Origin of the sequence: Nocardioides daeguensis (assembly GCF_019192965.1) — a bacterium.
GTDB lineage: Bacteria > Actinomycetota > Actinomycetes > Propionibacteriales > Nocardioidaceae > Nocardioides > Nocardioides daeguensis.
The window spans coordinates 129,599-155,549 of record NZ_JAHTKU010000001.1 but is presented as its reverse complement, the minus strand read 5'-3'; the positions used below and the strand labels follow the sequence as shown (position 1 = coordinate 155,549).

Here is a 25,951-nt window from a genome sequence, read left to right as displayed (position 1 = left end):
TCGTCCTCAGCAGGCGATGACGGCGTCGTCCTCGTAGGCGCCGTCGCGCGCCCACACGATGTAGTACTGGTCGAAGACGTCCTGCTGGATGTAGAACGACGCGTCGCCGAGGACGCCGGTGAGGATCTCCTGGCCGTTCCCGATCGGGGCGTAGTCGGCCACCTCGATGGCGTGGTCGTAGTACCAGAAGATGTCGAACATCTTGGTGCCCGGCTCGGTGGCGTAGCAGCCCACCTCCTCGTCGTCGGAGATGCGCAGGATCCGGCACAGCACCGCCTGTGGAGGCGTCCGCGGCCAGCCGGTCGGGCGGACGCGGTGCTCCCGCTCCGGGACGGGGTAGGTGCTGCCGTACTGCGCCACGCAGCGGCGGTCGACCTCGTCCTGGTTCGGCACCGGCTGCTCGTTCGTCGGGTTGGTCCGCGGCCGTACGGCGACGGTGCGCGTCGCGGAGACGTGCCGGCCGGACTTGGCGCGCAGGCGCAGCGAGCCGCCCGTGGCGCCGGCCGGAACCAGGAAGCCGGCGCCGCCGTCGTTGAGCGGGCGGACCAGCAGGGTGCGCCAGCGCTGGCCGCGGCGCACCTGCAGGGCGACCTTGCCGCGCAGGCCGCGCGCCCTCACGCGCACCTCGACGCTGGTGCCGGCGGTGACCGACCCGGGTGCCTTGAGGACCAGCGCCGGCCGAGCGGCACGACGTGCGGCCGACTCGGCGTCCGGCGTCGCGACCAGGCCCAGGGCGCAGGCGACGAGGAGGACGAAGGCCAGGGGGAGGGCGCGCGGGATCGGCATGCCCGTCAGCCTGCGGCGCCCGGCGGCCCGGCCGCCAGGGACAGATGTCCCGAGATCCTCAGACGCGCGCCCCAGGTCCGGCACAGCTCGCCTCGAACCGGCAGCGGAGGGGGCCGAGCTGTCGTAGCCTCCTTCCGGGAGGGACATGCGTCGGTGCGTGCGGGCAGTGCTGTGCACTGCACTCGTGGTGGCGGCCCTGGCGGCCGCGCCGACGCCCGCGCCCGCCCTCGACCCGGTCCGGATCCTGCTGGTCGGCGACTCGGTCACCCAGGGCTCCTCAGGGGACTGGACCTGGCGCTACCGCCTCTGGCGCCACTTCGCCGACGCCGGCGTGCCGGTCGACTTCGTGGGGCCGCGCGACGACCTGTGGAGGCTGCCGGAGGGGGGCGGCGGGGAAGCGACGTACGCCGACCCGGACTTCGACCGCGACCACGCCGCCCGGTGGGGGATGTGGGCCCTGTTCCCCGACGTGCCGTTCGACGCGCTCGTCGCCACCTACCAGCCTGACGTGGTCGTCGAGGCGCTCGGCGTCAACGACCTGCTGTACGGCGTCGACGCCGCCGAGGTGTCGGCCGCGATCGCGGCACGGGTGCTCGAGGCGCGCGCCGCACGACCCGACGTCGCCGTCGTGCTCACCGAGCCGAGCCAGCACTGGTTCCCGGGTGTGCTCGAGCTCAACACGCGGCTGGCCGACATCGCGAGCGACCTCACCACCGCGACGTCTCCCGTGGTCGTGGCCCGTGCGGCCGACGGGTACGACGCCGAGGAGGACACCTGGGACGGCTCGCACCCCAACGCCCGGGGCGAGGTGCGCATCGCCGCCGCCGTCGCCGACGCCCTGCACGCCCTCGGGGTCGGGCCGGCAGCCGCGCGGCCGCTCGTCGTGCCGCCCGTCGGTCCGCAGGTGCCGGCCACCGTGACCGCCACCGCGGGGGACCAGCAGGCCACGGTGAGCTGGACCGGTGGGCCGGGGGCGAGCGCCCAGGTGCTGTGGGGGCGCGACGTCACGCTCGACCAGCCGTGGACGTCGCTCCCGCTGCCCGTCGCCGCGACCGGGACCTGGACCGGCCGCTCGCTCGTCAACGGCCACCTCTACGCCTATCGCCTCCAGCCGATGAAGGGCGACGACCTGCCTGACGGGGAGGTCTACTCGGCGCCGGCGTGGGTCGTCCCGTCCGAACCCCCGTCCGACCCGCCTGACCCGCCTGGGCCGCCCGACCCGCCCGCGCCCCAGCCGGGTGTCGTCACCTCGCCGCCCGACCGGCCGACGCGCCTGCGTGCCTTCGTGGTCGGGGGCCGGTGCGTGGGACTGCGCTGGCGAGCGGTCACCGGGGCGACGTCGTACGTCGTCGAGGTGCGCACCCGCAGCGGATGGTCGCGGCCGGTGCCGACCACGACCACCCGCTGGCAGTCCCCGCGCCTGCGGGCCGCCCGGACCTGGCGGTTCCGGGTCCGCGCGGTGCGCGACGGCACCTCGGGTGCCCCCGCGACGCTCAGCGTCCGGCGAGCTCGGTCCGCAGGACCTTGCCGGTGAGGGTGCGGGGCAGCTCGCGCAGGAACCGGTAGTCCTTGGGCCGCTTCGGCGGCGCCAGCTGCTCCCGGGCGAAGGCGCGCAGGACGTCCGCGGAGGGACCGTCCGCGGACACCACGACCGCGGCGCACACCCGTTGTCCCCAGTCCGGGTCGTCCACGCCGTAGACCGCCACGTCGACGACGCCGGGGCAGGTGCCGAGGACCTGCTCCACCTCGGTGGGGTAGACGTTGACGCCCCCGCTGATGATCAGGTCCTCGCGGCGCCCGTCGAGGTAGAGGTACCCGTCGGCGTCCAGCCGGCCCAGGTCGCCGACGGAGAACGCCGGCCCGGCCGGCGTGGTGCGCCAGGCGGCGGCGGTCTTCTCCGGGGCGCCGAAGTAGGTGAAGCGGGCGAACTCCGGCACGGTGCACCAGATGGTCCCGTCGGGGTCCGTGGACAGGGTGCGGCCCGGTCGGGCGCGGCCGACGGTGCCGGGGTGTTCGAGCCACTCCTCGCTGCGGCAGGCGGTGAACTGGCCCTCGGTCGAGCCGTAGAACTCCCACGTGGAGCCCGGCGGGAAGGCCGCGACCAGGCGGTGCTTGACCTCGGTCGGGCAGGGTGCGCCGGCGTGGGCGACCAGCCGGAAGCACGACAGGTCGGGCGTCCCGTGCTCGTCCCAGTGGGCGAAGAGCCGCTGCAGGTGGGTCGGGACGCAGAACATCGTGGTCGGCCGCTCGGCCTCGATCGCCGCCGTCACCGCCGCCGGGTCGAACGGTCCGGGGACCACGATCCGGCCGCCGGCCAGGATCGTGCCCATCGCGAAGCGCAGCGGCGCGGAGTGGTACAGCGGGCTGAGCACGAGGTTGACGTCGTCGGGCGAGAAGCCCCACAGTGCGCGTTCCTCGGCGACCAGTGCGGCGGCGTCCTCCGGGGCCAGCAGCCCGGACCAGACGCCCTTCGGCACCCCCGTCGTCCCGCTCGTGCAGTGCATCGGCCGCCCCAGCGGCAGACCTGCCGTCGGCAGCTGCTCCGTGAGGGCCGCCAGCTCCTCCGGCGTGCGTACGACGGCCGTCGGCTCCAGCCCCGCGAGGATCCGCTCCTGCTCGGCGGGGGTGAGCCGCGGGTCGAGCGGGATCGGGAAGACCCCCACGGTGAGCATCCGCAGCACCGCGTCGACGTAGGCGTGGGAACCGGGAACCAGCAGCGCCACCCGGTCGAGTTCCTTCACGACCTCACAGTAGGGTCCCCGTGTGCGCGTCGGACTGACCGGGGGGATCGCCTCGGGGAAGAGCACCGTCTCGTCGATCCTGCGGGAGCTGGGCGCCGTCGTCATCGACGCCGACCAGATCGCGCGCGAGGTCGTCGCGAAGGGGACACCGGGCCTTGCGGCGGTCGTCGAGGCCTTCGGGCCCCAGATGCTGACGCCCGAGGGTGAGCTGGACCGCCCCAAGATGGGTGCCCTGGTGTTCGGCGACGAGGCCAAGCGCCGCACCCTCGAGGGGATCGTGCACCCGCTGGTCTTCGAGCGGTACGCCGAGCTCGAGGCCGCCGCGCCCGCCGACGCGATCGTCGTCCACGACATCCCGCTGCTCGTCGAGTCCGGCCGCGCCGAGGAGTTCGACGCCGTCATCGTCGTCGACGCCCCCGAGCAGGTGCAGCTCGAGCGGATGGTGCGCGACCGCGGCTGGACCGAGGAGGACGGCCGTGCCCGGATAGCCGCCCAGGCGACCCGCGAGCAGCGGCGCGCGGTGGCGACCTACCTCATCGAGAACACCGGGACGCGCGAAGACCTCCGTCAGCAGGTGACGGAGGTCTTCGAGGATCTCATCGGTGGTTGAGGTGCGAGCGCCAGCGAGCCCCTCGCCGGTGGTTGAGGTGCGAGCGCCAGCGAGCCCCTCGCCGGTGGTTGAGGTGCGAGCGCCAGCGAGCCTCGAAACCTAGGCCGCCATGTCCGGGTCGCCGAGGCGGCGCAGCTTCTGCAGCGCCTCGCGCTCGAGCTGGCGCACCCGCTCGGCCGAGATGCCGTGCTTGACGCCGATGTCGGCGAGCTTGTGCTGGCGGCCGTCGACCAGGCCGTAGCGCTCGCGGATGATGTCTGCGGCGCGCGCGTCGAGCTGGTCGACCAGGGTGTTGAGCCGCTCGCGGGCCTCGACGTCGAGGACGGTCAGGTCCGGGCCGGGCGCGGTCTCCTGCGCCATCAGGTCGCCGAGCGAGGTGTCGCCGTCCTCGTCGACCGGGGTGTCGAGGCTGACGTGCTCGCGGCCCCACGCCATCAGGTCGAGGACCCGCTCGACCTCGAGGCCGAGCTCGGCGGCGATCTCCGCCGGCTCCGGGTCTCGGCCCAGCTGGCGCTCGAGGGTACGGCGGGCGCCGCCGACCTGGTTGAGCTCCTCGACCACGTGCACGGGCAGCCGGACCACGCGGGCCTGCTGCGCGATGCCGCGGGTGATGGCCTGGCGGACCCACCAGGTGGCGTAGGTGGAGAACTTGTAGCCCTTGGCGTAGTCGAACTTCTCGACCGCGCGGATCAGGCCGGTGTTGCCCTCCTGGATCAGGTCGAGCATCGGCATCTGGGCGCGGCCGTACTTGCGGGCGATGGACACCACCAGGCGCAGGTTGGCGTTGATGAACTCCGTGACGGCCTGGCGGCCCTCCTCGGCGATCCACTCCAGCTCGGCCTCGGTGGCCTGCTTGGGGGCACCGCCCTTGCGGCGGCCGACCCGGCCCTCGGCGAGCAGGTGCTCGGCGTACAGGCCGGCCTCGATCGCCTTGGCGAGCTCGACCTCCCGTGCCGCGTCGAGCAGGGGGGTGCGCGCGATCTCGTCGAGGTACAGCCCGACGCTGTCGCGTCCCTCGATCTCGCGTCCGGTGTTGCGCGTCCTCGTCATCGTCGCTGCCATGGCGTCCCTCCTTGCCCGTGCGGCTGGAGCCCATCCGCACCTGTGGTTCTCAACACCGGAGAGGTACCCGGGATTCCCGGGGCCTTCCGGTGTTGCTCTCACCGGCTTTGACGTCCGGGAAACCCCGGAAGTTGCGCCTGAGGACGAATCTCAGGGACTTCTCAACTTCGCTCAGGAACGGAGGGTGGCCTCGGCCAGGCCGAGGCGGTCCAGGATCCACGCGAGCGAGAACGCCCGGTCCTCCCAGGCGCGGTAGCGACCGGACACGCCGCCGTGTCCGGCCGCCATCTCGGTGCGCAGCAGGACGTCGGCGCGCGGGGCGCGCTCGCGCAGCCGCGCGACCCACTTCGCCGGCTCGACGTAGAGCACCCGGGTGTCGTTGAGCGAGGTCTCGGCCAGGATCGGCGGGTAGGGCAGGTCGGCGACGTTCTCGTACGGCGCGTAGCCGGCGATCCGCTCGTAGGCGACCGGGTCGTCGGTCGGGTTGCCCCACTCGTCGTACTCGGGGACGGTCAGGGGCAGCGTCGCGTCGAGCATCGTGGTCAGGGTGTCCACGAAGGGGACGCCCGCCACGAAGCCGCCGAACGCCTCGGGCGCCTGGTTGGCGACCGCGCCGATGAGCAGGCCGCCCGCGCTCGCGCCCTCGGCGACGATCCGGTCCGCGGTGGTCCAGCCGGCCTCGACGAGGTGGCGGGCCGCGGCGATGAAGTCGTCGAAGGTGTGCTGCTTGTGCTCGAGCTTGCCGTCGTCGTACCAGTGCCGGCCCATCTCGCCGCCGCCACGCACGTGGGCGATCGCGAACGCCGCGCCGCGGTCGAGCAGGGAGAGCCGGCTGACCGCGAAGTACGGGTCGATCGAGGCCTCGTAGGCGCCGTATCCGTAGAGGTGGACGGGGACCCGGTCGGTCCCGTCGGCGCCACGCACGCCCTTGCGCACGACCAGCGAGATCGGCACCTGCACGCCGTCGACGGAGCTCGCCCACAGGCGGTGCTCCTCGTAGTCGTCGGGGTCGTAGCCGCCGAGGACGGGCGCCTGCTTGCGCAGCACCAGCTCGCCGGTGCGCAGGTCGTGGTCGTAGACGGCCGAGGGGCGGGCCAGGCTGGTCATGCCGACCCGGATGGTCGGCTGCTCGAAGGCCGGGTTGCTGCCCGCCCCGACGGTCGCCAGCTCGCCGGGGAACTCCACGAACCGGTCGCCGGTGACCGGGTTCTCGGGGTCCTCGCCGAGGTCGAGGACCCGGACCTGGCTGCTGCCGCCGCTGCGCTGCTGGACGACGAGGTGACCGGCGAACGCGTCGACGTCCTCCAGCCGGACCGCGAGGTCGTGGGGGAGCAGCGGCTTCCAGTCCGCCGGCTTCGTGGGTACGGCGGGCGCGTGACCCAGCTCGAACTCCGGGCCGGTCGCGTTGTGCAGCACGAGGAACCGGTCCTCGCCGCCGACCACCGCGTGCTCGAGGGAGTACTCGACGCCGTCGGTGCGCTCGGCGAAGCAGACCGGCCGCGCGTGCGGGTCGGAGGCGTCGAGGACGTGGAACTCCGAGGTCGTCTTCGAGCTGGCCGCGATCATCACGTAGCGCCGGCTGCGGGTGCGTCCGACGCCGACGAAGTAGCGGCCGTCGGGCTCGTGGAACACCAGCTCGTCGTCGGCCTGCGCGGTGCCGAGGCGGTGTCGCCACACCTTGTCGGGACGCCACGCCTCGTCCACGGTCGTGTAGTAGAAGTGGTCGGGCGAGCCGCCCCAGGTCACGCCGCCGAGCACGTCGGTGAGCACGTCGTCGTGCACCTGCCGGGTGGCCAGGTCGAGCACGCGCACGGTGTAGCGCTCGTCGCCCACCACGTCGACGGCGTACGCCAGCAGCCGGTCGTCGGGGCTGACGGCCGAGCCGCCGAGGCTGAAGAAGTCGTGGCCGTCCGCCAGCGCGTCGAGGTCGAGCAGCACCTCCTCGCCGGGGAGCGCCGGCTGGTCCGGGCTCGCGTCGGCGGCGGGCTGCGGGGGAGTCCAGTCGTCCGGGTCACTCACCGGGACGCGGCAGCTGGCGCCGTACTGGCGGCCCTCGAAGGAGCGCCCGTAGTACCAGTACCCGCGCACCCGGGTCGGGACCGACAGATCGGTCTCGAGGGTGCGGGCCTTGATCTCGTCGAAGATCCGGCCGCGCAGGTCGGCGAGGTGCGCGGTGCGCTCCTGCGTGTAGGCGTTCTCGGCCTCGAGGTGTGCGATGACCGCCGGGTCGTCCTTGTCGCGCAGCCACTCGTACTCGTCGGTGCGGGTGTGACCGTGGTGCGTCGTGGTGACGGGGTGGCGCGCAGCGCTCGGTGGGACGGGCATGCCCGGAACGCTACTGCGCCTCCGGTTGCTCCTCCTCGGGCGGGCGCCAGCGCTCCAGATCGGGGTCGTCGGCGCGGAAGGAGCGGACCGGGCCGGGCGGTGTGTCGGCGGTCTCGAAGCGCACCGTCACCACGCCCCGGCCCGAGCCCCAGACCCAGCCGCGGCCGTGCTCGGCGTGCACCACGTCCATGCCGGGCGCCCAGGTGGCGCTGCGCCAGCGCGCGCCGGCCTGGTCCGGCTCCGCCCGCTGGTCGACCGGGGTCTCCTGGGCGGCCTCCTCGGCCGGTTCGTCGCCGGCCGCGGCGAACAGGTCCTCCTGGATCCAGTCGGCGAGGCCCGAGACGCCGACGCCGAGCAGGCGGACGCCGCCCGAGGTGTCGAGGTCCTCGAGCAGGGTCCGGGCCAGCCGGGCGATCGTGGCCGGGTCGTCGGTGGGGGCGGGCAGCGTCGAGGACCGGCTCAGCGTGGTGAAGTCGTAGAGCCGGACCTTGATCGACACGGTGCGCCCGGACAGGCCGTTCCCCTTCAGTCGCCGGGCGACCTCACCGGCCTGCCGGGTGACGATGGCGCTCATCTGCTGGCGGTCGGTCAGGTCGGTCTCGTAGGTGCCCTCGACGCTGACCGACTTGGTCTCGCGGTCGGGGACCACCGGCCGGTCGTCCTCGGCTCGCGCGAGGTGGAACAGGCTGTGCCCCTGCGCCTTGCCGACCAGGCGGACCAGCTCCTCCTGGCTGATCCGCTCCAGCTCGGCGACGGTGTGCACTCCCGCTCGGCGCAGGCGTTCGACGGTCGCCGGCCCGACGCCGGGGATCACCGAGACGTGCAGGGGCCGGAGCAGGGCCAGCTCGGTGCCGGGCTCGACGACCACCAGCCCGTCCGGCTTGCGCAGGTCGCTGGCGATCTTGGCGAGGAACTTCGACGACGCGACGCCCACCGAGGCGGTGAGCCCGCCGGTCACCTCGTGCACCCGCGCCCGCAGCTCCTCGGCCAGGGCGGTCACCGTCGGCACCTCGAGGTCGGGCAGCCCGGCCTCGGCCAGGTCGACGAAGGCCTCGTCGAGGGACAGCGGCTCCACGAGCGGCGAGCAGTCGCGCAGCACCGCCATCACCGCGGCGCTGGCCGAGCGGTAGGCCTCGAACCGGCCGGAGAGGTAGGCCGCATGCGGGCACCGGGCGCGCGCCTCGCGGGTGGACATGGCCGAGCGGACGCCGTACGCGCGGGCCTCGTAGGACGCCGTCGACACGACACCGCGCCCGCCGGTTCCGCCCACCACGACCGGCTTCCCGCGCAGGGAGGGCTTGTCGCGCTGCTCCACGGCGGCGAAGAACGCGTCGAGGTCCAGGTGGAGGACCGAGGCGTGGGCGCGCACGGCGGTCACGTTAGTGCTCAGGGGCGACAGCCCGATCCCTCGGCTCTCCACAGGCAGGCCCGCGCGGGTCGTTCTCCCCAGCCCTGCGCGGCCCTCGGGGCTCGTGTCGCAGCTCCCGGCGACCGTCGTCGTCATGACCACCACACCTCGTCCCACGCTCTCCCTCACCGTCCGCGGCCCCGACGACCTGCTCGCCGCCGCCCCGGTCCTGCTCGGCTTCTGGCCGGAGGAGTCGGTCGTGCTGATGACCTCCGGCGCGCGGCACCCCTTCCACGCCCGCATGGACCTCCCCTCGCCTGGCGCCCCGTCGTCCTTCGGGTGCCGCGAGGTCGCCGAGGCCCTCCTGGAGCCCGCCGTGCACTACGGCGTCAGCCATGTCGCGCTGCTCTACTACGCCGACGACCCGGCTGCGGCCGACGAGGTGCACCGGTCCCTGCGCCGCGCGTGCCGGCGCCGCGGGCTGGTGGTCGTCAGGGCGCTGCACGCCGACCGGACCCACTACCGCGAGCTCGACCACCCCGATCCGTCCGGCCGGCGCCGACGATGGCGCTACGACGTCAGCGCCCACCCGTTCGTCGTCGAGGCGCTGGTCTCCGGACGGCTGGCGCACCGATCGCGTGCCGACCTGGTGGCCTCCCTCGACCCGGACCCGGCGGCCGTCGGCGCGGTCGGCGCCGCCCTCGTGGCCGGCCGGTTCGCCGACGCGGGCGTGCCGGTGGACGGCCGGGCGATCCGCGCGGCGGGCGACTGGGTGCACCGGGTGGTCCGCGACCTGACGGCGGTCGACGCGCTGCCCGGCGACGCCGACCTGGCTCGCCTGCTCTGGGTGATGCAGGCCGGCCGCGTCCGCGACGCCGCGTGGTCGGCGATCGTGCACCGCACCGCAGCGGCCCACGTCCGGCTGTGGACCGACGCCGTCCGCCGGGCCCCGGACGCCCTGGTCGCCGCTCCGGCCGCCCTGCTCGGCTGGGCCGCCTGGCAGGCCGGGGACGGTGCGCTGGCCTGGGTCGCCGTCGACCGCTGCACCCGCGCCGAGCCGGGCTACCGGATGGCCGCGCAGCTCGGCTCGATCCTACAGGCCGCCGTGCCGCCGCAGAGCTGGCAAGGCGGATTCGCGTGGGACGAGGGGCTCCCGGAGGCGCCGGTGATCTCTTAGCCTCGATGCATGGGAGACGACGTCGCGGCCCAGGAGTTCACCCCCGCCGACCGGACCCGGTACCGGGAGAAGGTCCGGCGCTGCCTCGACGTCTTCGAACGGATGCTGCGCGAGTCGGCCTTCGAGACCGACGACCCGTGGACCGGCATCGAGGTCGAGCTCAACCTGGTCGACGCGGCCGGGGACCCGGCGCTGCGCAACGCCGAGGTACTGGCGGCGATCGAGGACCCCGACTTCCAGACCGAGCTCGGCCAGTTCAACATCGAGCTCAACCTGGCGCCCGGGCCGCTACGGGGCGGCGGGCTGGAGGGCTACGAGAAGCAGCTGCGGGCCAGCCTCAACAACGCCGAGCAGCGCGCCTCCGCGGTCGGTGCCCACCTGGTGATGATCGGGATCCTCCCGACGCTCGCGCCCGAGCACCTGCGGGCCGAGGTGATCAGCGCCAACCCGCGCTACCGCCTGCTCAGCGAGCAGATCCTGCGCGCCCGCGGCGAGGACATCCTGATCGACATCCGGGGCGCCGAGCGGCTCCACGCCACCGTCGACACGATCATGCCGGAGGCGGCGTGCACCAGCACGCAGTTCCACGTGCAGGTCAGCCCGGACCAGTTCGCGTCGTACTGGAACGCGTCGCAGGCGATCGCCGGCATCCAGCTGGCGGTCGGCGCGAACTCGCCGTACCTGCTCGGCAAGCAGCTGTGGTCGGAGACCCGGATCCCGCTGTTCGAGCAGGCCACCGACACCCGCGGCGAGGAGCTGAAGGCGCAGGGCGTGCGGCCCCGCGTGTGGTTCGGTGAGCGCTGGATCACCTCGGTGTTCGACCTGTTCGAGGAGAACGTCCGCTACTTCCCGCCGTTGCTGCCGGTGGTCCACGAGGAGGACCCGCTCACCGTGCTGGAGGCGGGTGGGACGCCGAACCTGTCCGAGCTGCGGCTCCACAACGGCACGATCTACCGCTGGAACCGGCCGGTGTACGACATCGCGACGGGCCTGCCCCACCTGCGGGTCGAGAACCGGCTCCTCGCGGCCGGCCCGACCGTGGTCGACACGGTGGCCAACGCGGCGTTCTACTTCGGCCTGGTCCGGGCGCTGGCCGACAACGACCGGCCGCTGTGGTCGCAGATGTCGTTCAGCGCGGCGGAGGAGAACTTCCGGACCGCCGCTCGTCACGGGATCGAGGCCGAGGTCTACTGGCCCCACCTCGGCCGGGTGCGGGCCACCGAGCTGGTGGTGCGCCGGCTGCTGCCCCTCGCCCACGAGGGCCTGGCCGCGTGGGGGGTGCCCGCGGACGAGGCGCACCGCTACCTCGACGTCATCGAGCAGCGCTGCCTGGCCGGCACCAACGCCGCGGACTGGTTCACCCGGCGGGTGCAGCAGCGCGCCGACGCCGACCGGTACGACGCCCTGCGGGCCGTGCTGGCCGAGTACCGCCACCGGATGCACGACAACGAGCCGGTGCACACCTGGGGGCTGGGAGCCTAGGAGGCCGTGTTCTCGGGACGCCTCAGCCGGGTCCACCGCCGGCCCACGCCTGAGCGCGGGTCGCGCCACGACCGGCGGGTGACCACGACCAGGTCGAGCCGAACGCCGAGCTCCGGGCCGGCGCACCCGACGGCCGCCGCCCAGGCGAGGTCCTCGGCGTCGTGTCCCTCGGGCGTGCGGGTCAGCCAGACGAGCGGGACGACGTCGCGCGCAAGGTGGTCGCGGCACATCGCCTCGAGCACCTCGGTGCGCAGCGCGAGGTCGAGCGACTCGCCGGCGACGATCTCGAACGAGCGGATGTCGGCGCCGGGGATGCCGACGTGCAGCGCGGGCGGCAGCTGGCAGCGACCCTCGGCCGCGGCGTGCTCGCGCACGGCGCGCAGCAGGACGCGCTCGAGCAGCGTCGGGACCGGCTCCTGGATCATGCGGGGAGCCTGCCCGATCCGGGAGCGGCGCGGGAGCGTCCTCCACAGGCCCGAGCGGGTGCCTCCTAGGCTCGCACCATGAGGTCCGGTCTGATCAGCGTCGACGAGCTCCGCACCCGCCTGGGAGAGATGAGCCTGCTCGACGTCCGCTACCGCACGGGCGCGCCCGCCGGGCCGGAGGAGTACGCCGTGGGGCACATTCCCGGGGCGGCGTACGTCGACCTGGACGCCGAGCTCGCCGGCGAGCCGGGGGAGCGCGGTCGCCATCCGCTGCCGGAGGTCGCGGTGTTCGAGGCCGCGATGCGCCGGGCCGGGGTGCGCGCCGACCGGCCGGTCGTGGTCTACGACGACTGGTCGGGGCACGCGGCGGCTCGGTGCTGGTGGCTGCTGCGCTACCACGGTCACACCGACGTCCGGGTGCTCGACGGCGGCTGGACCGCGTGGCGCGAGGCGGGCGGGGCTGCCGAGACGGGGGTGGGCGCTGCCAGGGACGAGCCGGGCGACTTCACCGCGGTCCCGGGCGCGCTGCCGGTCGTCGACGTGAGGACCCTGCAGGACGCCGGCGTCGTCGTGGACGCGCGGGCGGCGGAGCGGTACCGCGGCGAGGCCGAGCCGATCGACCCGGTGGCCGGCCACGTGCCCGGTGCGGTCAACGTGCCGACCAGCCGCAACCTCGACGAGAGCGGCCGGTTCCGCGACCCGGAGAGCCTGGCCGCCACGTACGCCGAGGTCGGCGCGGTCGCGGGCACCGACGTCGCCGTCTACTGCGGGTCCGGCGTGACCGCGGCCCACGACGTGCTCGCGCTGGAGCTCGCCGGGGTGAGCGCCGCTCTCTACCCGGGCAGCTGGAGCGAGTGGGTGGCCGACCCCTCGCGTCCGGTCGCTACCAGTGCACGCCCCTGAAGAGCTGGGCCATCAGCATCTGCTCGGTCTCGCGGTGGTCGGTGGCGGGCGCCTCCTCGGCGGCGGCAGCCGCCTGTGAGGCGGGCTGGTGGCCCTTGGCCGCGGCGGAGTCCGGGAACACCTGGTAGGCCAGGTTGAGCACCCGGAAGGCGGTCCGCGGCGCGATCGTGTGGGCCAGCTCGCCGGCGGTGCCGAGCGCGGTGTTGATCTCGTGGGGCTTGTCGACCAGCGCCTTGAGCACCACGTCCGCGGCCTGGGCGGGGGAGATCGTGGGGAACTTGTCGTAGATCTTGGTCGGCGCGATCATCGGCGTGCGCACCAGCGGCATGTGCACGTTGGTGAAGGTGATCCCGTGCCCGACGACCTCCGAGGACACGACGTTGCTCCAGGCGTCGAGCGCGGCCTTGGAGGCGACGTACGCCGAGAAGCGCGGCGGGTTGGTCTGCACGCCGATCGAGGAGATGTTGACGATGTGCCCGGAGCGCTGGTCGTGCAGCTGGGGCATCAGCCCCATCACGAGCCGGATCGCGCCGAAGTAGTTGAGCTGCATGGTGCGCTCGAAGTCGTGGAAGCGGTCCTGCGAGAGCTTGAGCGAGCGCCGGATCGAGCGGCCGGCGTTGTTGACGACGTAGTCGACGCTCGGCAGCTCGGCGGTGAGCTGCTCGCACAGCCGGTCGATGGCCTCGAGGTCGGACAGGTCGCAGGGGAACACCTCGGCGCGCCCGCCGCGCTGCTCGATGGTCGCCTTGGTGGCCTCCAGCTTCTCCTTGCCGCGCGCGACGAGCACCGGGACGCCGCCGGCCTGGGCGACCTTGAGCGCCACGACCTGGCCGATCCCGGAGGAGGCGCCGGTGATGACGACGTACTTGTCCTTCAGCGCGGCGACGGCCTTCGGGTCGCGGCCGGTGGCGTCGTCGAGGTTCTCCTCCCAGTAGCCCCACAGGTTGCGGGCGTAGGACTCGAGCGGCGGCACGCTGAGGCCGGACCCGGCCAGCGCCTTCTCGGTGATCCGCGCGTCGAAGACCGACGGGAACGAGGTGTGCGCGAGCGCCTCGGCGGGCAGCCCGAGCCGGCCCAGCGTCTGGTCGAGCAGCAGCTGTGCCGGGCCGGTGCGCACGACCGCGGTCATCAGGCTCAGGGGCCGCAGCCGGGCCGGGACCAGGCCCAACGGGCCGGCCGTGGTGATGCCGCGCCCGACCGGGGTGGCGAACCGGGGTGCGCCGGCGGCGGCGCAGAAGGCGTTGATCATGTCGACCACCGGCTGGGGCTCGGGGTTGACCAGGTGGAACGCCTCGCCGTCGCGGCCCGGCAGGTGGGCGAGGTGGTCCATCGCCTTGGCGACGTAGTCGACCGGAACCAGGTTGGTGTCGCCGAGGTCGACGCCGACCAGCGGCAACCAGGCGGGGAGGTTGTCGCGCAGCCGCTTGAGCAGCGGGAACAGGTAGTAGGGGCCGTCGATCTTGTCCATCGCGCCGGTCTCGGAGTGGCCCACCACGATCGCCGGGCGGTAGACGCGCCACGGCACCCGGGCCTCGTCGCGCACCAGCTTCTCCGACTCGTACTTCGTGCGGTGGTACGGCGAGGGCAGCGGCTGGCCCTCCTCGAACATGGTCTCGTCGAACCGGCCGTGGTAGTCGCCGGCCGTGGCGACCGAGGACACCTGGTGGAAGCAGCCGGCCTCCAGCGCCTCGGCGAGGGCGAGCGCGTGGCGGGTGCCCTCGATGTTCATCGCGTCGTTGGTCGCGTCGTCCGCGGTGATGTCGTAGATCGCGGCGAGGTGGAAGAAGTGGTCGATCGTGCCGCGGTGCTCGCTGACCCACGTCTCGTCCACCCCGAGACCGGGCTGGCCCAGGTCGCCGACGACGGGCTGCACCCGCTCGGAGCCCCACTGCCGGACCAGCGCCTCCATCCGGCCGAGCGACGAGGCACGGCACAGGACGTGGATCGGACCTTCGCGGTGGTCGATCAGCTCATCGAGGAGGAAGCGTCCGATGAACCCCGTGGCGCCGGTGACGAAGTAGGCCATGCGCGCACGCTACGCGTTTTTGCACAGCCGCGGCACTGCCGGCTACCGAGAGGTAGGAGGAGGGGTGGACCTCACGGCCTCACTGGTCGCCGCCGCCGAACATGATCTCGTCCCAGCTGGGCACCGAGGCGCGGCCGCGCTTCTTCTGCACCGGACGGCGGTGCTTGGCGCGCTCGGCCTCGGTCTCGGCTGCCGGCTCGGCATCGCGCTCGGCATCGCGCTCGGCATCGCGCTCGGCGGCCGGCTCCTCGGCGGTGGCGCGGATCGGCTCGTCGACCCGCGGCGCGAGCGGCTCGGCCGCCTCGCCGGTGACGAGGTCGAGCGCCTGGTCGGCCGAGTCGCCCAGCGGCAGGGTCGGCGGCGTCGGCAGGGTCGGCTCGGTGTCGTCGCTGCCGAGCGGCAGCTCCTCGGGCACGGCGGCCAGCCGGCGCTCGCGGGCCTGCTGGAGGTCGTCGCGCGCCGGGGGAGCGGCGGGCGCGAGCACCTCGCCGATCAGCCAGCGGGCGTCGTCGTTGTCGGAGAGGACGTAGTTGCCCGGGGCGTCGTAGGTGAACCGGGCGACGCCGCCGCGCTCGGCGGTCTCGAAGGTGCCGGTGAGTACCCACCGGCCGGTGTCGCGCCGGTAGGCGTCCCAGGCCACGGCCTCGGGGTCTGCGCCCCGGCCGCGCAGGTGCGCGGCGACCGCGTCGCCGAGCACCCGGCTCTGGGCCGGGCCGGACTGACCCTCGCCAGGGGTACGCCGGACCGAGGCCCGCTGCGCCCGCCCGGCGATGTGCTCGCGCTCGGCGAGCACGGGCGCGACGTAGGGCATGATCGCCTCGACCGAGGTGCCGGCGGCCTCCGCCACCGTCTCGGCGGACTCGCCGGACCGGATCCGGGTCTGGATCTCGCGGGGCCGGATGCTGCTGCTCATCGGTGTCTCCAATCGACGCGGTGAGTCGCCGCGCACGGCTGCGCGCAGGTCGGGGGTGATGTCGAGCGTGAACTCACCGCCCTGGTCGTCCACGAGCAACACTCGCCGCCGGTCGGTCCCGACGGTCTGGCCAGCGGCGAGGGTCAGGCGCACGGGGCGCTCGGTGCCGCCCTGGTCCGCCGTGTCGCTCATGCTGCCCTCAGGTCGTTGCTGCTGCTGGTGGTGGTGCTGGTGCTGCTGGTGGGTGCTCAGGCTATCGGTCGAGCCTACGCCCTCCACCGGGCCCGCCCGCGGACGTAGAGCCAGGTGTCGCCCTGCCGTCGGAACCGGCTGATCTCGTGCAGCGAGCCGGGCTGCCCGTCGCGGGTGAAGTGGGCGACGAACTCGACCATCCCGCGCCGGTCCCCGGGGCCGCCGGCCTGGGCGGCGAGCACCTCGAGACCGGTCCACTCCACCCGCTCGTCGAGCTGCAGCGACGGCGGCTGCGTGGCGGGGTGCCAGGTGTGCAGCAGGTACGACGCGAGCCCCTTCACGAACGCGGAGTACCGCGAGCGCATCAGCGCCTCCGCGGTCGGCGCCGAACCGGGGTCGCGGTGCAGGGGGCGGCAGCAGTCGTCGTAGGTCTGCCCCGAGCCGCAGGGGCAGGCGGGGCGCGGCTCAGCCACCGAGCACCCGGTGGAGGTAGGCGTTGGTGAAGACCCGGTCGGGGTCGAGCCGGTCGCGCAGCGCGAGGAAGTCGGGCAGCCGTGGGTAGAGCCCGGCGACCTGGTCGGCGTCGAGGGTGTGCAACTTGCCCCAGTGCGGCCGGCCGCCGTGCGCGCGCAGGACCGGCTCCAGCACCGCGAAGTACGCGCGGTGGTCGGCGCGCCGGTGGGTGTGGAAGGCGAGGTAGAAGGACTCGCGACCGTAGGACGTCGAGAGCGGGACGTCGTCGGCGGGCGCGACCCGGATCTCGACCGGGAAGGACACCCGGAGCCCGGAGCGCTCGAACGCGGCGCGGCACTCCCGCAGCACGTCGAGGCCGGCGTCGCGGGGGACGGCGTACTCCATCTCCCGGAACACGACCCGACGCTCGGTGGTGAAGACCCGGTGCGCGATGTCGGTGTAGGTGCGCCCGCCGAGCAGGCGCGAGGCGAACCGGTTGGCGGCCGGGATGACGCCCGGCGCGACGTTGAGGGCGGCGGTCTGGGCGCCGAACACGGTGTTGGACAGCAGGTCGTCGTCGAGCCACCTGCGCCAGCGGGGGAGCGGCTCGACGGCGCTGAGGTCGGTGCCCATCCGGGTGTTGCGCTTGGTGAGCATCCGGTCGGAGTGGGGGAACCAGTACATGTCGACGTGGTCGTGGGCCGCGGTCAGGTCGTCGAAGGCGGCCAGGGCGTCGTTCCACGACATCGGCTGCTCCTCGGCGCGGAGCAGGAACAGCGGCTCCACCGCGAAGGTGATCGTGGTCAGCACGCCGAGCGCGCCGAGGCCGACGCGGGCGAGGTCCAGCACGTCGGGGTTCTCGGTGGCGGTGGCGCGCAGCACCTCGCCGGTGCCGGTGACCAGCTCGAGGCCGACGACCTGGGCGGCGAGGCCGGCCGCGCGGCCGCCGGTGCCGTGGGTGCCGGTCGAGATCGCTCCGGCGAGGGTCTGCTCGGCGATGTCGCCCATGTTGTGCAGGCTCAGGCCGAGGCGGGCGAGCTCGGCGTTGAAGACCTTGAGCTGTGTCCCGGCCAGCGCCGTGACGGTCAGGGCGTCCCGGTCGACGCCGACGATGCCGCGCATCCGCTCCGGGCGCAGGTGGACGTGCTGCGGGGTCGCGATGCCGGTGAAGCTGTGGCCGGTGCCCGCGCTCTTCACCGTCCGACCGGCGCTCCGGGCCCGGCGGACGACCTCGGCGACCTCGGTGGCGTCGGCCGGCTGGACGACCTCGAGGCCGGCGGCGGACTCGAGGCCGGACCAGTTACGCCAGGTCGTCGGCGCTGGCGGGGAAGTGCTCATGGGGAGGCACGCTATCCGGCGCCGGCGCCACTCGGATCAGCAGCGCGCCGACGAGGACGAGGACACCGCCCACCAGGCAGACGAGGTACGCCGGCGAGGCGCCCGCCTCGTCGATGACGAGGCCGGCGACGGCGGCTCCGGGAGCCAGGCCCACGGCCAGCCCGGTCTGCAGGAACGCCATGCCCTCGGTCAGGCGTGCGGGTGGGAGGACCTGCTCGGCCAGGGACATTGTGGCGATGAGGGTCGGTGAGATGGCCAGGCCGCTGAGCAGCAGCACGGGCGCCATCACGGGCAGGTTGGGCACGAACGCCAGCGGCGCCGTCGCCGCGACCATCCCGACCGCCCCGATCCGCAGCCGCGCCAGCGGCCCGCGCTGCCAGGTCACGGCCCCGGACACCACGCCGGAGAGCAGGCTGCCGAGGGCCCACAGGGCGAGCAGCACGCCGGAGAGGGACTGGTGGCCCCGCTCGTCGGCGAACGCGACGGTCACGACCTCCGCCGCGCCGAACACGAGTCCCAGCGCGATGCCGACGAGGGTGAGCGGCGCGATTGCGCCCCACGGCATCGCCGGGCGGGCGGCGTGCGCGTCGACGCGCGGGTGGGCGGGCGGCTCGGTCCCGCGCTGGACCGCGAACGCGAACGTGCCGGCGACACCGACGACCAGCGCCGTCCCCAGGCCGGCGGCCGGGTGCACCGCCGTCGCGAGCAGGGTGACGGCGACCGGTCCGGCGATGAACACGGCCTCGTCGCCCACGGCCTCGAAGGAGAACGCCGTGTGCAGCAGGGCCGGGCGCTCGGCCAGCGTGTGCGACCACCGGGCCCGCACGCAGGTGCCGACCGACGGCAGCGAGGCGCCCGCCAGCACCGCGAACGCGTACGTCGACCAGGTCGGCCAGTCCCAGGACAGCGAGCCCATCGCCAGGGCCAGCCCGATGCCCCACAGGGTGATGACGACCGGCAGCACCCGGCCCTGGCCGAGGCGGTCGATCAGCCGGCCCTGCGGGATCGCGAACATCGCGTTGGCGATGACCGCGACGGCGGACACCGAGCCGGCGAAGGCGTACGAACCGGTCTCGTGCTCGGCGAGCAGGACGATGCCGAGCCCGACCATCGAGATGGGCAGGCGGGCGACCAGTCCGGTCAGGCTGAAGCGGGTCGTCGCGGGCGTGAAGATCTGGCGATAGGTCTGCAACATTGCCCGTCCATGGTCCTCCCTACGATGGGTGCGTGCCCAATCCCCAGCAGGCCGGCCCGGACCCTCTGCCCGCCGACCGGTCCACCGATCCCTACGACGCGCTCCTGCTGCTCTCCTTCGGCGGCCCGGAGAGGCCCGAGGACGTCGTGCCGTTCCTGGAGAACGTCACGCGCGGCCGGGGCATCCCGCGAGAACGGCTCGAGGCGGTGGGGCAGCACTACTTCCTGTTCGGCGGCCGCTCGCCGATCAACGACCAGAACAAGGCGCTGATCGCCGCGGTCGAGGAGGACCTCGCCGCGCACGGCATCGACCTCCCCGTCTACTGGGGCAACCGCAACTGGGACCCCTACCTCGCCGACACGGTCGAGCAGATGGCCCGCGACGGCGTGCGCCGGGTGCTCTGCCTGGCCACCTCGGCGTACTCGTCGTGGTCGGGCTGCCGCCAGTACCGCGACAACCTCGAGGCCGCCCTCGCCGCCGTGCCCGCCGACCTGGTGGCACCCCGGATCGACAAGATCGGCGCGTACTGCGACCACCCGGGCTTCGTCGCCGCCAACGCCGACGGCGTCGTCGCTGCGCTCGACGCCCTGCCTGTCGAGGTGCGCGACGACGCCCGGCTGGTGTTCGTCACCCACTCGATCCCGATCTCGATGAGCGACGCGAGCGGGCCCCAGGGCGGCGCGTACGTCGCCCAGCACCTCGACGTCGCCGCGGCGGTCGCGGCGCAGGTCGCCGCCGTCACCGGCGTCGAGCGACCCCACGAGCTCGTCTACTGCTCGCGCTCCGGCGCCCCGCACATCCCGTGGCTCGAGCCCGACGTCAACGACCGGCTCGAGGAGCTGGCGGCCGAGGGCGCGGCGGCCGTCGTCCTGTCCCCGATCGGCTTCGTGTCCGACCACATGGAGGTCGTCTACGACCTCGACACCGAGGCGCTGGCGACGGCCGAGCGGCTGGGCCTCCCGGCCCGGCGTGCCGCGTCCGCGGGCACACACCCCGCGTTCGTGGCGGCGATCCGGGAGCTGGTCCTCGACCGCGCGTCCCGCGAGCGCACCCTCGCCCCGGCGGCCCGGGACCACTGCCCGCTCGGCTGCTGCACGGGCAGCCGCGGGTGAACGAGCCTGCGGCGCTGCGCGCCCTGGCCGAGGACGTGGCCCGGGCCGCGGCCGTCCTGGTGCGCGAGTACGCCGCCAAGGGCGTGTCCGTCGCCGCCACCAAGTCCAGCGACATCGACGTCGTCACGGCCGCGGACCGGGCCAGCGAGGAGCTGATCCGCCGACTGGTCCTCACCGCCCGACCCGATGACGCCTTCCTCGGAGAGGAGGGCGACGACATCGCCGGCACGACCGGGGTGCGCTGGGTCGTGGACCCGATCGACGGCACCGTGAACTTCCTGTACGGCATCGCGGAGTACGCCGTCTCGATCGCCGCCGAGGTCGACGGCGAGATCGTCGCGGGGGTGGTGATGGACGTCGCCAAGGGCGTTCTCTATGCCGCCCACGCCGGCGGCGTCCCGACCCGCGACGGCGTGCCGCTGGCCGTACGCGGGCCGGCGCCGCTCGCGCACCGCCTGATCGCCACCGGCTTCAACTACACCCGCCCGGTGCGGGAGGTGCAGGCCGCGGCGGCCGCCCGGCTGCTGCCGCACATCCGCGACATCCGGCGTACCGGGTCGTGCGCGCTCGACCTGTGTCGGGTGGCCGAGGGCGCCCTCGACGGCTACGTCGAGGAGGGCGTCCACCTGTGGGACCACGCGGCCGGCGGGTTCATCGCCCGGCTCGCCGGAGCCCGCCTCCTGGTGACCGTCGGGGCCGGTGGCCGGGAGGCCGTCGTGTGTGCCCCGGACCACGGCTTCGACGAGCTCCTGGCAGCGGTGCGCACCGCAGGATTCCTCGCCGTGGACGCAGGGGAATAGGACCGGCTCCTCCTCTGTTCTGGGGACTCGCACTGACCCGGGTGTCGCGAAGGGCCTCCGATGGTGCACAATCTGCCGCGCCCACCCGCACGCTTCAGCGGGTGGCGGCCAGCTGAGGGGAGAGAGCAACCAGTCATGGCGACTGACTACGACGCACCGCGCAAGAACGAGGACGAGCAGTCCGAGGAGAGCATCGAAGAGCTCAAGGCGCGCCGCCACGACAAGAACTCGGGCAAGGTCGACGAGGACGAGACCGAGGCGGCCGAGTCGTTCGAGCTGCCCGGTGCCGACCTGTCCCACGAGGAGCTCGCCGTCGAGGTGAAGCCCAAGCAGGATGACGAGTTCACCTGCATGAGCTGCTTCCTGGTCCACCACCGCAGCCAGCTCGCGGATCCCGCGAAGATGATCTGCAAGGACTGCATCTGACACATGACGAAGCGGGCGGGGGGGGGGGGCCCCCCCCGCCCCGGGGGCCATCTGATTGTTATTATTTCCCCACCCCCCCCGGGGGGGGGGCCGCCCCCCCCCCCCCGCCCGCTTCGTCATGTCACCCGGTCGTCGTCCCTCAGGCGTTGCCGTGGCGCAGCCCCGGGGGCAGGTGCCCGGTCGAGCGCAGGTAGTAGTTGGCCGCCCGGCGCTGGGCCAGCATCTTGGCGAGGGCGACGAAGGTGCCGCTCGCGGCGGCCCACGCCACGGCCTCCCAGACGTCGACGTCGGGATCGGCGGGGTTCTCCGGCGGCTGCTTGCCGGTGGCGGCCCGCCAGCCGGTGTCCAGCCCCTTCTTCGCCACGGCCGCGGCGCCGAGCGCCGCGACGAGGGAGAACGCCGACCAGACCTTGGAGCTGTCCTTTGCCATGGGGCCGAGCCTAGTGGTCGGCTGCGTCACCGGGGCGCGGCAGGTGTGCGGGTGTTGAGCGCGGTCGCGAGCGCGCGCGGGTGGCGCGAGCTGATCAGCCAGTACGGAACCGGGTCGGCCGGGTCGGTGATCTCCACCTTGACCGACTGGCGCAGGTAGGGACGCAGCAGGAGGTACGCGCGCGCGTCGGCCTCGGGACCCGACACCCGCCGGGTGGCCTCCGCGTCGAGCGCCTCGGCCGTGCCGACGTACGCCATCTCGATCCGGGCCCGGCCGGCACGGAACCAGCCGTCGGACACCACGACCCGGGCACCGCCGTAGGACCGCAGCCAGGCGGCCATGCCGGCCAGCACCAGCCCGGTCACGACCCACGCGAGCCACGCGGCGTGGCCGATCAGCGCGACGATCAGGGTCAGCCAGAGGGTCGCGACGAGCATCGTGCCCTGGGCCCACCAGCGCAGCGGGACCCGCAGTCGCTCCTGGTACCTCGCACTCTCGCTCACGGGGAGGATGATCCCATCCGGGTGGTCGGCCCTCGTCGCGAGGGGTCGCTAGGGTCTCCCCGTGCCCGACCACGCCACCCCCCACGACCTGGTGATCGCCGTCCAGCAGCTCGACCCCGGCCTGCCGCTGCCGGCGTACGCCCACCCGGGGGACGCGGGGGCCGACCTGGTGGCTGGTGTCGACGTGGAGCTGGCGCCCGGCGAGCGTGCGCTGATCCCGACCGGGATCGCCATCGCGCTGCCGCCGGGGTACGTCGCGCTGATCCACCCGCGCTCGGGCCTGGCCGCGAAGCACGGCCTCTCCATCGTCAACACCCCGGGAACCGTGGACGCGGGCTACCGTGGAGAGATCAAGGTGCTGCTGATCAACCACGACCCGGTGGAGGCGATCACGCTGCGCAGGGGGGACCGCGTCGCCCAGCTGGTCGTCCAGCGGGTGGAGCGGGCCCGGTTCGAGCCGGTGACCGCCCTTCCGGACAGCGTGCGTGGCAGTGGCGGCTACGGTTCGACCGGAGGATTCCAGGCGTGACGAGGAGGACACAGTGAGGCTTCGGCGCAAGGCTGCCGACCCGACGGTCGAGGACGCGGGGGACGAGGCCACCGGCACCGAGGCCCCCGAGGCCACCGGGAACCCGGTGACCGACCCGACCACCGGCCCGACCGCCGGTCCGTTCGACGCCGACGACATCCCCGACGACGGTGTGGCCCGTCTCGACCTCGGCTCGCTCCTGGTCGCCCCCGCGGACGACCGCGAGCTGCGCGTCCAGGTCGACGAGCAGTCCGGTGAGGTCCGCGCCGTGCTGCTGGCCGACGACGCCGGCGCCCTCGAGCTGCGGGCTTTCGCGGCGCCGCGCAACGGCGACCTGTGGAGCGAGATCCGCCCGCAGATCGCCGCCGACGCCGCTCGGCGCGGCGGTACGGCGACCGAGCGCGAGGGCCGGTTCGGCACCGAGCTGGTGTGCGAGGTGCAGCTGACCCGCGCCGACGGCGTCACCGGCACCCAGACCTCTCGGGTCATCGGCATCAACGGCCCGCGCTGGCTGCTGCGCGCCACCCTGCTCGGCGACCCGGCCCGTGACCCCGAGGCCGCGGAGGCCTGGGAGTCCGCGATCGCCCAGGTCGCGGTCCGGCGGGGCGCCCACGCCATGCCCGTCGGTGAGCAGCTCCCGCTCTCGCTGCCCGAGGGTGCGACGCCCCGGGCCGTCTCGACCAGCTGAGCTGTCCCATGCGCACCAAGAGCCGCCTGCGGCGCACCATCAGCAAGTGGGCGAACCCCGACGAGGCCGAGGCCCGTGACCTTCGCAAGACGTTCAGCGGCGACGGTGTGGTCTGCATCGGCGACGCCCCCGACCGGTTGCCGGTCCGGCTGCGTGGCACCCTGCGCACGGTGACGCTGCGCCCGCGCGGCGGCGTACCCGCCCTCGAGGCCGAGCTGTACGACGGCACCGGCGTCGTCACGGTGATCTGGCTGGGCCGGCGGCGCATCGCCGGCATCGACCCGGGCCGCGCGCTCGAGGTCCGCGGCCGGATCGGCGCCCAGGACGGGCACCGGATCCTCTTCAACCCCCGTTACGAGCTGCTGTGAACGCCCCCATCGGGATCGACACCGTCGAGGCGCTGGTCCGCAAGCAGCTCGCCTCGGCCCTCGGTGGCCGGCGGGGGATGGCGGAGGCCGCCATCCCGGGCGTCGCGTTCACCGCTGTCTGGCTCAGCACCAAGGAGCTCCAGTGGGCGCTGGTCGGCAGTCTCGTGATCGCCGGCCTGGCCCTGGTGGCCCGCGTGGTTCAGCGCTCGAGCACCCAGTACGTGCTCAACGCCGTCTTCGGCATCGGCATCGGCTGGGTCTTCGTCCGCTGGGCGCAGAGCTCGGGCGGCTCCGAGTCCGACCAGGCACTGGCGTTCTTCCTCCCCGGCATCCTGATCAGCCTCGGCTACACCGTCGTGATCGGGCTCACCTGCCTCATCGGCTGGCCGATGCTCGGCTTCATGCTCGGCAGCGTCACCGGCGACCCGACCGCGTGGCACGACGACCCGCAGGTCGTGCGGCTGTGCAGCCGGTTGACCTGGGTGATGCTGCTGCCCGGCGCGATCGGTGTCCTGCTCCAGGGGCCGGTCTGGTTGCTCGGGCACAGCGGACGCATCGACGCCGACCAGGCCGTGGTGCTCATCCTGATCCTGCGCACCGGCCTGGGCTGGGTGCTCCGGATCGGCTCGTGGTCGGTGATGATCTGGTTGCTCGCTCGCAACGCCACGCCGCTGACCCCGTCCGCCGAGGTCGAGGCGGCGAGCACGGACGCCGAGCCCGCCTGAGCGGCTACTTCCCCGGGTGCGAACCCGGGGCGAGCAGGCGCTCCAGCTCGTCCTCGGCCTCGGCCGGGACCACGAACAGCAGCTCGTCGCCCGACTCGACCGGCTGCTCCGGCGTCGGCACGTAGACCTGGCCGTCGCGCAGGATCGAGACCAGCGCGCAGTTCTCCGGCAGCGGGATCAGGCCCGACGCCTTGCCGACGTACGGCGAGTCGGCCGGCAGCACCATCTCGACCAGGTTGGCGTTGCCCTTGCGGAAGGTGAACAGCCGGACCAGGTCGCCGACGCTCACGGCCTCCTCGACCAGCGCCGACATGATCCGCGGGGTCGAGACGTTGACGTCGACGCCCCAGGCCTCGGTGAACAGCCACTCGTTGTTGGGGTGGTTGACCCGGCCCACGGTGCGGGGGACGCCGAACTCGGTCTTGGCGAGCAGCGAGGTGACCAGGTTGGCCTTGTCGTCGCCGGTGGCCGCGATCACCACGTCGCACTTGTCGAGGCGGGCCTCCTCCAGCGAGGAGAGCTCGCAGGAGTCGGCGAGGAGCCACTCGGCGTCCGGGACCCGCTCGGGGCGGATCGAGGACGGGGACTTGTCGATGAGGAGCACCTCGTGGCCGTTCTCGATCAGCTCGCGGGCGATCGAGCGGCCGACGGCCCCTGCTCCGGCGATGGCGACGCGCATCTGTCTGCTCTCCCTCAGCCCTCGTGCTCGGGCCCGCGGCCCAGCACCTCGTACGCCTGGTCCGCGGACTCCTCGCGGGTGACCAGGTGCAGCCTGTCGCCCTCCTGGATCACGCTGTCGCGGTCGGGCAGCACGCCCTCGCCGAGCCGGTCGATCCAGGCCACCCGGCAGCGGGCCTGCTCCTGGAGCTGGCCGACGCGGGCGCCCACCCAGACCTCGGGGGCCGGGATGTGGTCGACGCGGATCGTGCCCGACGGGTCGCGGAAGTCCGGCTCGGCACCGGCCGGCAGGATCCGGCGCAGCACCTGGTCGGCGGTCCACTTCACCGTCGCGACGGTGGTGATGCCGAGCCGCTGGTAGACCTCGGCGCGGCCGGGGTCGTAGATGCGGGCGACGACCTGCTGGATGCCGAACGTCTCCCGGGCGACGCGCGCCGCGATGATGTTGGAGTTGTCACCGCTCGACACGGCCGCGAACGCGTCCGCCCGGCGGATGCCCGCCTTCTCCAGGACCTCCTGGTCGAAGCCGATCCCGGGGATCTTGTCGCCGTTGAACCCCGGGCCGAGCCGGCGGAAGGCGTCGGGCTCGCTGTCGATGATCGACACCGTGTGGTTGCGGTCCTCGAGGCTGCGGGCCAGCGTGGAGCCGACCCGGCCACATCCCATGATCACGACGTGCACGATGAGCACGCTATAGCAGTGCTGGCTCAGGCTCC

General features: G+C 73.7%; 27 protein-coding genes. 12 read left to right on the top strand and 15 right to left on the bottom strand.

Annotated elements, in window-relative coordinates; all coding sequences use genetic code 11:
• Window positions 1-6 precede the first annotated feature (6 nt).
• Entirely contained in the window at window positions 7-786 is a 780-nt protein-coding gene (locus tag KU893_RS00770) for a hypothetical protein (protein WP_218232392.1), read from the bottom strand.
• A 157-nt stretch (window positions 787-943) separates the two neighbouring features.
• On the opposite strand from KU893_RS00770, the gene KU893_RS00765 reads away from it, so the two are divergent.
• Window positions 944-2,320 (top strand): GDSL-type esterase/lipase family protein, encoded by a 1,377-nt coding sequence (locus KU893_RS00765; RefSeq protein ID WP_218232391.1) that lies wholly within the window; start codon window positions 944-946, stop codon window positions 2,318-2,320.
• Here KU893_RS00765 and KU893_RS00760 read toward each other — a convergent pair.
• Window positions 2,280-3,527, bottom strand: coding sequence for a class I adenylate-forming enzyme family protein (locus KU893_RS00760; protein WP_257441114.1), 1,248 nt, complete (start codon window positions 3,525-3,527; stop codon window positions 2,280-2,282). The two genes, KU893_RS00765 and KU893_RS00760, sit on opposite strands and share 41 nt — an antisense overlap.
• Before the next feature lie 22 nt (window positions 3,528-3,549).
• Here KU893_RS00760 and coaE point away from each other — a divergent pair, with 22 nt between their 5' ends.
• Window positions 3,550-4,137: a dephospho-CoA kinase gene (gene coaE / locus KU893_RS00755; protein ID WP_218232389.1), complete on the top strand. Its 588-nt coding sequence runs from the start codon at window positions 3,550-3,552 to the stop codon at window positions 4,135-4,137.
• Window positions 4,138-4,236: 99 nt separating this feature from the next.
• Here coaE and KU893_RS00750 read toward each other — a convergent pair whose 3' ends face one another.
• The 3 genes from KU893_RS00750 to KU893_RS00740 all read right to left on the bottom strand — a co-directional run bounded on the left by KU893_RS00750 (window position 4,237) and on the right by KU893_RS00740 (window position 8,893).
• Window positions 4,237-5,199: a sigma-70 family RNA polymerase sigma factor gene (locus KU893_RS00750; RefSeq protein ID WP_372449652.1), complete on the bottom strand. Its 963-nt coding sequence runs from the start codon at window positions 5,197-5,199 to the stop codon at window positions 4,237-4,239.
• A 171-nt stretch (window positions 5,200-5,370) separates the two neighbouring features.
• Window positions 5,371-7,524 carry a S9 family peptidase gene (locus KU893_RS00745; RefSeq protein WP_218232388.1) on the bottom strand — a complete coding sequence of 718 codons (2,154 nt, stop codon included), beginning with the start codon at window positions 7,522-7,524 and terminating at the stop codon, window positions 5,371-5,373.
• A 10-nt stretch (window positions 7,525-7,534) separates the two neighbouring features.
• Window positions 7,535-8,893: a DNA polymerase IV gene (locus tag KU893_RS00740; RefSeq protein WP_218232387.1), complete on the bottom strand. Its 1,359-nt coding sequence runs from the start codon at window positions 8,891-8,893 to the stop codon at window positions 7,535-7,537.
• A gap of 133 nt (window positions 8,894-9,026) precedes the next feature.
• Between KU893_RS00740 and KU893_RS00735 the strand changes: the two genes are divergently transcribed.
• Both KU893_RS00735 and KU893_RS00730 read left to right on the top strand, forming a co-directional pair.
• Window positions 9,027-10,049 (top strand): DUF4192 domain-containing protein, encoded by a 1,023-nt coding sequence (locus KU893_RS00735; RefSeq protein ID WP_218232386.1) that lies wholly within the window; start codon window positions 9,027-9,029, stop codon window positions 10,047-10,049.
• 9 nt (window positions 10,050-10,058) lie between these two features.
• Window positions 10,059-11,531, top strand: a complete 1,473-nt coding sequence (locus KU893_RS00730; protein WP_218232385.1) for a glutamate-cysteine ligase family protein — start codon at window positions 10,059-10,061, stop codon at window positions 11,529-11,531.
• Here KU893_RS00730 and KU893_RS00725 read toward each other — a convergent pair.
• On the bottom strand, window positions 11,528-11,956 hold the full coding sequence (locus KU893_RS00725; RefSeq protein ID WP_218232384.1) for a hypothetical protein: 429 nt from the start codon (window positions 11,954-11,956) through the stop codon (window positions 11,528-11,530). The genes KU893_RS00730 and KU893_RS00725 overlap by 4 nt on opposite strands.
• 78 nt (window positions 11,957-12,034) lie before the next feature.
• On the opposite strand from KU893_RS00725, the gene KU893_RS00720 reads away from it, so the two are divergent.
• Window positions 12,035-12,859 carry a sulfurtransferase gene (locus tag KU893_RS00720; RefSeq protein WP_218232383.1) on the top strand — a complete coding sequence of 275 codons (825 nt, stop codon included), beginning with the start codon at window positions 12,035-12,037 and terminating at the stop codon, window positions 12,857-12,859.
• On the opposite strand, the gene KU893_RS00715 is transcribed toward KU893_RS00720, so the two are convergent.
• The 5 genes from KU893_RS00715 to KU893_RS00695 all read right to left on the bottom strand — a co-directional run bounded on the left by KU893_RS00715 (window position 12,840) and on the right by KU893_RS00695 (window position 18,976).
• Window positions 12,840-14,885: an SDR family oxidoreductase gene (locus tag KU893_RS00715; RefSeq protein WP_218232382.1), complete on the bottom strand. Its 2,046-nt coding sequence runs from the start codon at window positions 14,883-14,885 to the stop codon at window positions 12,840-12,842. The two genes, KU893_RS00720 and KU893_RS00715, sit on opposite strands and share 20 nt — an antisense overlap.
• A 79-nt stretch (window positions 14,886-14,964) precedes the next feature.
• Window positions 14,965-15,990, bottom strand: coding sequence for a septation protein SepH (gene sepH / locus KU893_RS00710; protein ID WP_218232381.1), 1,026 nt, complete (start codon window positions 15,988-15,990; stop codon window positions 14,965-14,967).
• Between the two features lie 74 nt (window positions 15,991-16,064).
• Window positions 16,065-16,463 carry a YchJ family protein gene (locus KU893_RS00705; protein WP_257441119.1) on the bottom strand — a complete coding sequence of 133 codons (399 nt, stop codon included), beginning with the start codon at window positions 16,461-16,463 and terminating at the stop codon, window positions 16,065-16,067.
• Window positions 16,456-17,781 (bottom strand): D-arabinono-1,4-lactone oxidase, encoded by a 1,326-nt coding sequence (locus tag KU893_RS00700; RefSeq protein WP_218232380.1) that lies wholly within the window; start codon window positions 17,779-17,781, stop codon window positions 16,456-16,458. Before KU893_RS00700 ends, KU893_RS00705 begins: the two co-directional genes overlap by 8 nt.
• The gene (locus tag KU893_RS00695; protein WP_218232379.1) at window positions 17,744-18,976 is read right to left on the bottom strand and encodes an MFS transporter; all 1,233 of its coding nucleotides are present in this window, start codon (window positions 18,974-18,976) and stop codon (window positions 17,744-17,746) included. The genes KU893_RS00700 and KU893_RS00695 overlap by 38 nt, the downstream gene beginning before the upstream one ends.
• A 32-nt stretch (window positions 18,977-19,008) precedes the next feature.
• On the opposite strand from KU893_RS00695, the gene KU893_RS00690 reads away from it, so the two are divergent.
• The 3 genes from KU893_RS00690 to KU893_RS00680 all read left to right on the top strand — a co-directional run bounded on the left by KU893_RS00690 (window position 19,009) and on the right by KU893_RS00680 (window position 21,314).
• Window positions 19,009-20,088 (top strand): ferrochelatase, encoded by a 1,080-nt coding sequence (locus KU893_RS00690; RefSeq protein ID WP_257441122.1) that lies wholly within the window; start codon window positions 19,009-19,011, stop codon window positions 20,086-20,088.
• The gene (locus tag KU893_RS00685; protein ID WP_218232378.1) at window positions 20,085-20,888 is read left to right on the top strand and encodes an inositol monophosphatase family protein; all 804 of its coding nucleotides are present in this window, start codon (window positions 20,085-20,087) and stop codon (window positions 20,886-20,888) included. The genes KU893_RS00690 and KU893_RS00685 overlap by 4 nt, the downstream gene beginning before the upstream one ends.
• Before the next feature lie 135 nt (window positions 20,889-21,023).
• Window positions 21,024-21,314 (top strand): DUF4193 domain-containing protein, encoded by a 291-nt coding sequence (locus KU893_RS00680; protein ID WP_218232377.1) that lies wholly within the window; start codon window positions 21,024-21,026, stop codon window positions 21,312-21,314.
• A gap of 139 nt (window positions 21,315-21,453) precedes the next feature.
• On the opposite strand, the gene KU893_RS00675 is transcribed toward KU893_RS00680, so the two are convergent.
• Both KU893_RS00675 and KU893_RS00670 read right to left on the bottom strand, forming a co-directional pair.
• Window positions 21,454-21,744: a DUF4235 domain-containing protein gene (locus KU893_RS00675; protein ID WP_218232376.1), complete on the bottom strand. Its 291-nt coding sequence runs from the start codon at window positions 21,742-21,744 to the stop codon at window positions 21,454-21,456.
• A 26-nt stretch (window positions 21,745-21,770) separates the two neighbouring features.
• On the bottom strand, window positions 21,771-22,247 hold the full coding sequence (locus KU893_RS00670; RefSeq protein ID WP_218232375.1) for a DUF3093 domain-containing protein: 477 nt from the start codon (window positions 22,245-22,247) through the stop codon (window positions 21,771-21,773).
• A gap of 127 nt (window positions 22,248-22,374) precedes the next feature.
• On the opposite strand from KU893_RS00670, the gene dut reads away from it, so the two are divergent.
• The 4 genes from dut to KU893_RS00650 are packed head-to-tail and all read left to right on the top strand — an operon-like array spanning window position 22,375 to window position 24,557.
• Window positions 22,375-22,776: a dUTP diphosphatase gene (gene dut / locus KU893_RS00665; RefSeq protein WP_246591462.1), complete on the top strand. Its 402-nt coding sequence runs from the start codon at window positions 22,375-22,377 to the stop codon at window positions 22,774-22,776.
• Between the two features lie 13 nt (window positions 22,777-22,789).
• Window positions 22,790-23,464, top strand: coding sequence for a DUF3710 domain-containing protein (locus KU893_RS00660; protein WP_218232373.1), 675 nt, complete (start codon window positions 22,790-22,792; stop codon window positions 23,462-23,464).
• Between the two features lie 8 nt (window positions 23,465-23,472).
• A complete protein-coding gene (locus KU893_RS00655; protein ID WP_218232372.1) occupies window positions 23,473-23,832 on the top strand; it encodes an OB-fold nucleic acid binding domain-containing protein in 360 nt (119 codons plus the stop codon).
• The gene (locus KU893_RS00650) at window positions 23,829-24,557 is read left to right on the top strand and encodes a DUF3159 domain-containing protein (RefSeq protein WP_257440723.1); all 729 of its coding nucleotides are present in this window, start codon (window positions 23,829-23,831) and stop codon (window positions 24,555-24,557) included. The genes KU893_RS00655 and KU893_RS00650 overlap by 4 nt, the downstream gene beginning before the upstream one ends.
• Window positions 24,558-24,561: 4 nt before the next feature.
• On the opposite strand, the gene KU893_RS00645 is transcribed toward KU893_RS00650, so the two are convergent.
• Entirely contained in the window at window positions 24,562-25,236 is a 675-nt protein-coding gene (locus tag KU893_RS00645) for a potassium channel family protein (RefSeq protein ID WP_218232371.1), read from the bottom strand.
• A gap of 14 nt (window positions 25,237-25,250) precedes the next feature.
• Window positions 25,251-25,916, bottom strand: a complete 666-nt coding sequence (locus KU893_RS00640) for a potassium channel family protein (RefSeq protein ID WP_218232370.1) — start codon at window positions 25,914-25,916, stop codon at window positions 25,251-25,253.
• Window positions 25,917-25,951 lie beyond the last annotated feature (35 nt).